Here is a 4325-nt window from a genome sequence, read left to right on the forward strand (position 1 = left end):
ACCAGGGTCTCGGGCACCACCTTGGACGACCAGTCGAGCGCGTCCTCGATCTGCTTGGTGGAGTGCGGCTCGTTGAACACTTCCGAGAAGAAGAACTCACGGAATGCGGTCAGATCGCCGGTCAGCCAGAAGTCCTTGTTGTACGTGGCCCACCCCGCGGTCTGGGGATAGGTCTCGTGCCAGGCGAACTGTTCCCGCTGACGATGGGCGACCGAGAAGCCGCACGACGGTGCCACGGCGAAGATTCCCAGAACTCGGTCCGGGGCTCGGGCGGCCACGTGGACAGCCCACGTCGCCCCGCAGGACAGGCCGGCCAGGATCGCGGCCTGCGTGCTTGTCGCGTCCATCACGGCGAGCGTGTCCAACGCGTACTCAGCGTTCTCGTACGCCGCGGCACCCTTCGGCGAGCTGGAGCGACCACTCCCGCGACCGTCGAACGTCACCACTCGACAGTGGCGGGCCAGGAAGGGGACCTGCGCCTTCCACACTCGCGAGTCGATGATCGACCACGTCGGGAGGAGGAGCAGCGAAGGGCCGGCGTCGCCGTGGACCTCGTAGGCCAACGAGACTCCGTCTCGTTCGACGACGCCGGTCACATCAGGTTGACGAGCACGAGTGCTCATGCAGCCATCCTGCCCCGATCGGTGCCTTCTGTCACGGACGGACCTCCAGCACGTTGTTGAACGGCGTGCTGGCCACAACCTCGAAGCGCGTGAAGCCTGCGGTGGTGGCGACGTCGCGGATCTTGGCCGGGCCCGCTTGGGTGCCGAGCGCAAGGCCGACGTCCTGAGCGAGCGAGCACGGCGTGCACAACAGGGTGGAGAAGCCGTAAAGTGCTCGGCCGACCGGGTTGAAGTTGTCCTCGACGTGATCCCCCGCTGCGGGCTCCACGATCATCCACGTGCCGTCGGCGGCGATCGCGTCACGGACCTGCCGTGCTGCGCCCACCGGGTCACCCATGTCGTGCAGACAGTCGAACATCGTCACGAGGTCGAAGTTCCGCCCTGCGAAGGACTCGGCGGACTCGACGACGAACGAGATCCGGTCACCCACACCAGCGGCATCGGCCCGCTCGCGGGCCGTCTGGATCGATGCCGCGTGGTAGTCCGAGCCGATGAAGGTCGAGTTCGGATATGCCTGAGCCATCAGGATCGTCGAAGCCCCGTGACCGCAGCCGATGTCGACGACGCTGGCGCCGGCTTCCAGCTTGGCCGTCACCCCGTCGAGCGCCGGGAGCCACTCTGCCACGAGGTGCGCGGCGTACCCGGGCCGAAAGAATCGCTCCGTCCCCTCATGGAGGTCGCTGTCGTGCTCGTGCCAACCGAATCCGTCTCCGGTGCGGGCCGCCTTGATGATCTCAGGGGCGTCGCGCAGTGTGCCCAGAGCGGTCTGGAAGAGGCCCGGGATGAAAGCCGGGCTGGTCTCGTCGGTCAGCGCGACAGCTTGCTCGGGCGGCAACGTGTAGCGGCCGGTGGATGGGTCGTACGTGACGAACGAGCCTGCCGCCTGGCCGTTGAGCCATTCGCGCGCATAGTGCTCGCCCGTGTCGGTGCGTTCGGCCAGCTCGGAGGGCGTGGTCGCGCCGTGCTCGGCAAGGCTCGTGTAGTAGCCGAGCTTGTCGCCCATGACGACGAGAGCGCAGTTCAACGCCGCTCCCACCTCGTCGACGGCTCGAAAGACGAACTCCATCAGCTTGTCCTCGTCCACCTGGACGGGATTGTCGATCGTGGTCATGATGATCTCCTTGTTGTGGGGTGATCTCTCCACCGTCACACCGCGGACGGGGGGACCGAATCAGGTGACCCACCTAGTCGTTCGGCCTAGAGTGAAGAATGCTCATTGGGCGCGAGACCGAGCTGAGGGTGCTGGAGCACCTCATCACCGGCGCCCGAGTCAGCCGCAGCGGGACGCTCGTGGTGACGGGCGAAGCAGGCATCGGCAAGACGTCACTGATCGATGCCGCGACCAGCTCGGTGGACGGCATGAACGTGTTGCGAGCGGCCGGCAGCCCGCACGAGATCGGCGTCGCCTTCGGGGGGCTGCTGCAGCTGCTGCGTCCCGCGCTCGGCCTGATCGATGCCATCCCGGCACCGCAGTCCGAGGCGCTGAAGGTTGCCCTGGCCATTCGACCTGGGGTCCCCGGCGACCGGTTCGCCATCGGCGCGGCGACCCTGAGCCTGATCAGTCGACACGCGGAGGACAAGCCACTGGTGGTCATTGTCGACGACGCCCACGACGTGGATCGACCCACAGCGGAGGCCCTGCTCTTCGTGGCGCGACGTCTAGCGGCTGACCGGGTCGCGATCGTGATGGGGGCGCGCTTGGGCGAACCGGGGCTCGACACCCTCCGCGGCCTTCCCGAGCTGGCGCTGGCGGGACTCTCCGAGGATGCCGCACGTTCCATGCTGGCGGCGCACGCCACGATGACGCCCGAACAGGCCCACCGCTTGCATCGGGCCACCGGTGGGAATCCGCTCGCGATGGTCGAACTCGCCGACGATCCACAGAGTCTCGATCAGCTTGCGCCCGAGGTGCCCGTGCCGGCGCCCGCAGCAGTTCTGCAAGCCTTCACGCGCCGCGCGACGTCTCTGCGGCCGGAGAGCCGCACGGCGCTGCTGGCGGCCACGATCGCCGGCGGTGACCTGACGCTCGCAGCAGCCATGTGCACTCAGATCGGCGCGGACGTCGCCGCGCTCGCCGACGCTGAGAATGCCGATCTGGTTCGCATCGGCGTAGGGACAGCGGAGTTTCGCCACCCCTTGGTGCGCTCGGCCAGCTACGGCGCTGCGTCGACGAGCGATCGGCGAGCGATGCATCAGGCTGCCGCCGATGCGCTGCATGACAGTGATGCAGAGCGGTCCGCCTGGAACCTGAGCGAGGCGGCGGTCGGCCCCGACGAGACGGTCGCCGGCCAGATGAGTTTGACCGGCGACGCCGCACGCAGCCGAGGTGGTTACGACGTCGCGGCCATCGCCTACGAGCGGGCTGCCGCGCTGACGCCCGGGGACGATCCCCTCATCGCCGAACGTCTGCTGGCGGCAGCAGAGAATGCGTGGCTCGCTGGGCGCGCAGAACATGCCCTCGAGCTGCTAGAACGCGCAGATCGGCCCCCTGCTCCAGAGAAGATCACGGCGAGGATGTGCGAGTTGCGCGGCGCTGTGGCCGCCCGCTCCGGGTCCCTCGAACAGGCCCGATCGATCCTGGTGGCGGGCGTCTCGGCGCACGCAGAGTCAGACCCCGACGCTGCCCTGCTTCTGGCATCTGACGCAGTCGACATCTGCTTCTTCCTGGCCGACGCGCAGACCGCAGCAACGATGGTCGAGACCATCACCACATTGCTCCCTCGATCGACCACGGCCAGGTCGCAGGTGCTGGGGACCATGGCCGCCGGGGTGGGGCTCGTGCTGATCGGCTCCCCGGGTGCCGAGCTGATCCGTCAGGCGAGTGCGGAGATGGAGCGCAGCGCCGTGGTGGAAAACGACCCCTTCCGGGCCGCATGGTTGATGTTCGGGCCGCTGTTCCTGCGGGACTCCAACGCCCGGCGGGACCACCTCCGGAAGGCAGTCGAGGACAGGCGCACCACCGCCTCGATCGTTGCCCTCCCCTACATGTTGTTCAAGCTGGCACGGGACGACGCGACCACCGATCGGTGGGACGAGGCGGACATCGCCTACGAAGAGTCGATCCGGCTGGCCCGCGACACCGGCCAGCTCACCGATCTGGCCATGTCGTTGTCAGGTCTCGCCTGGTTGCAGGCGCGACGAGGGAGATCTGAGCCGTGCCTGGAAAATGCGGCGGAGTCGGCCGAATTGTGCGGCCGCCACCACATCCACCTCGGCACTGCCTGGATATGTTTTGCGCGGGGGGAGCTGCATCTGGCTCTCGGACGCGCCGAAGAAGCAATTGCCGAATTCACGGCACTTGAGGAGATACTGACTGGCTCCGGATTTGCCGATGTCGACCTCTCACCCGGTCCGGAGACCGTGGACGCCCTGCTGCGCTCGGGCCATGCCCAGCAGGCCCGAACGGTGGCGCGAGAATATGAGCGTCGCGCCGTTCACAAGGGCCAGCCCTGGGCCATGGCGCGCGCCGAGCGAGGCCTCGGGATGACCGCTACCGACGAGCACTTCGGCGCGCACTTCGACGCCGCTCTGGCCCTGCACAAGGACACTGAAGATGCCTTCGAAGTGGCCCGGACCCAGCTCGCCTATGGAAGCAAATTGCGGCGCACCCGTCAGCGAGTGGCGGCCAGACCGCTGCTGTCCGCTGCGCTCACCGGGTTCGAGGCTCTCGGAGCCGTCCCGTGGGCGGATTTCGCCGCCGTT

At 67.7% G+C, this 4325-nt stretch carries 3 protein-coding genes; 1 reads left to right on the forward strand and 2 read right to left on the reverse strand.

The features are described 5' to 3' along the window. Together WB508_RS01945 and WB508_RS01950 are read right to left on the reverse strand one after the other, a co-directional pair. The coding region (locus tag WB508_RS01945) for an alpha/beta fold hydrolase (RefSeq protein WP_423843190.1) at positions 1-623 on the reverse strand (623 nt) is incomplete at its 3' end. Positions 624-654: 31 nt separating this feature from the next. Next, entirely contained in the window at positions 655-1734 is a 1080-nt protein-coding gene (locus WB508_RS01950; RefSeq protein WP_423843191.1) for a class I SAM-dependent methyltransferase, read from the reverse strand. 98 nt (positions 1735-1832) lie between these two features. Here WB508_RS01950 and WB508_RS01955 point away from each other — a divergent pair. Then, a partial coding sequence (locus tag WB508_RS01955; protein WP_423843192.1) for an AAA family ATPase occupies positions 1833-4325 on the forward strand: 2493 nt, incomplete at its 3' end.

Origin of the sequence: Aeromicrobium sp., assembly GCF_049586495.1 — a bacterium.
Lineage (GTDB): Bacteria > Actinomycetota > Actinomycetes > Propionibacteriales > Nocardioidaceae > Aeromicrobium.

What these genes read in the sequence shown, in the direction of transcription:
- WB508_RS01950 (WP_423843191.1), bottom strand. Translation starts at nt 1,734, where the DNA reads ATGACCACGATCGACAATCCCGTCCAGGTGGACGAGGACAAGCTGATG.